General features: G+C 50.4%; 1 rRNA gene. It reads left to right on the top strand.

The features are described 5' to 3' along the window. Positions 1 to 47: 47 nt before the first annotated feature. Positions 48 to 2274, top strand: a 23S ribosomal RNA gene (locus tag ADH99_RS00010); the annotation flags it as partial.

Raw genomic sequence — 2274 nt, forward strand, 5'->3', positions numbered from 1 at the left:
AAAAGAGTTTTTTAACAAAACGCAACGCTATGCGACATTTAACCAACGGTTAAGTGAATAAGGGCGCACGGTGGATGCCTTGGTACTAGGAGCCGAAGAAGGACGGAACTAACACCGATATGCTTTGGGGAGCTGTAAGTAAGCTAAGATCCAAAGATTTCCGAATGGGGGAACCCAGCACCTTTCATAGGGTGTTACCAATGAGTGAATACATAGCTCATTAGGAGGTACACGCAGGGAACTGAAACATCTCATTACCTGCAGGAAGAGAAAGAAAAATCGATTCCCTGAGTAGCGGCGAGCGAAACGGGAGGAGCCCAAACCAACGAGCTTGCTTGTTGGGGTTGTAGGACTAGAACGTGAGAAGACATCAAGATAGCAGAAGTGGTCTGGAAAGGCCCATCACAGAAGGTGACAATCCTGTACGCGACATCTTGACGAACTCTACTAGCATCCTGAGTACGGCGGGACACGAGGAATCCCGTCGGAATCCGCCAGGACCATCTGGCAAGGCTAAATACTACCTAGTGACCGATAGTGAACCAGTACCGTGAGGGAAAGGTGAAAAGAACCCCGGGAGGGGAGTGAAAGAGTACCTGAAACCGTGTGCTTACAAGTAGTCAGAGCCCGTTAATGGGTGATGGCGTGCCTTTTGTAGAATGAACCGGCGAGTTACGTTTACATGCGAGGTTAAGATGAAGAGTCGGAGCCGTAGCGAAAGCGAGTCTGAATAGGGCGCATGAAGTATGTGGACGTAGACCCGAAACCAAGTGATCTACCCATGTCCAGGTTGAAGGTGCGGTAAAACGCACTGGAGGACCGAACCAGGGCACGTTGAAAAGTGCTTGGATGAGGTGTGGGTAGCGGAGAAATTCCAATCGAACTTGGAGATAGCTGGTTCTCTCCGAAATAGCTTTAGGGCTAGCCTCGGAAGTGAGAATCGTGGAGGTAGAGCACTGTTTGGACTAGGGGCCCATCTCGGGTTACCGAATTCAGATAAACTCCGAATGCCATGTATTTATATCCGGGAGTCAGACTGCGAGTGATAAGATCCGTAGTCGAAAGGGAAACAGCCCAGACCACCAGCTAAGGTCCCAAAATATCTGTTAAGTGGAAAAGGATGTGGGGTTGCACAGACAACTAGGATGTTGGCTTAGAAGCAGCCATCATTCAAAGAGTGCGTAATAGCTCACTAGTCGAGTGACCCTGCGCCGAAAATGTAACGGGGCTAAACAGATTACCGAAGCTGTGGATTGGACCTAATGGTCCAGTGGTAGGAGAGCGTTCTAAGGGCGGAGAAGCATGACCGTAAGGACATGTGGAGCGCTTAGAAGTGAGAATGCCGGTATGAGTAGCGAAAGACGGGTGAGAATCCCGTCCACCGAATAACTAAGGTTTCCTGGGGAAGGCTCGTCCTCCCAGGGTTAGTCGGGACCTAAGGCGAGGCCGATAGGCGTAGTCGATGGACAACAGGTTGATATTCCTGTACTTCTATAAATCGTTTGAGCAATGGAGGGACGCAGGAGGCTAAGAAAAGCGTACGACTGGAAGTGTACGCCCAAGCAGTGAGTCGGCTGATGAGTCAAATGCTTATCACAGATGCGACAAGCTGTAACGGGGAGGGAAGTTTAGTACCGAAGTTTCTGATGTCACACTGCCGAGAAAAGCTTCTAGCAAGATTTATAGGACCCGTACCGCAAACCGACACAGGTAGTTGAGGAGAGAATCCTAAGGTGAGCGAGCGAACTCTCGTTAAGGAACTCGGCAAAATGACCCCGTAACTTCGGGAGAAGGGGTGCTGGTAGCAATACCAGCCGCAGTGAATAGGCCCAGGCGACTGTTTATCAAAAACACAGGTCTCTGCAAAATCGAAAGATGACGTATAGGGGCTGACGCCTGCCCGGTGCTGGAAGGTTAAGAGGAGAGGTTAGCGCAAGCGAAGCTTTGAATTGAAGCCCCAGTAAACGGCGGCCGTAACTATAACGGTCCTAAGGTAGCGAAATTCCTTGTCGGGTAAGTTCCGACCCGCACGAAAGGCGTAACGATCTGGGCACTGTCTCAACGAGAGACTCGGTGAAATTATAGTACCTGTGAAGATGCAGGTTACCCGCGACAGGACGGAAAGACCCCATGGAGCTTTACTGTAGTTTGATATTGAGTGTTTGTGTCACATGTACAGGATAGGTAGGAGCTGAAGAATCCGGGACGCCAGTTTCGGAGGAGGCAACGGTGGGATACTACCCTTGTGACATGACCACTCTAACCCGCACCCCT

Origin of the sequence: Granulicatella sp. 572.rep1_STHE, assembly GCF_001073445.1 — a bacterium.
Taxonomy (GTDB): domain Bacteria; phylum Bacillota; class Bacilli; order Lactobacillales; family Aerococcaceae; genus Granulicatella; species Granulicatella adiacens.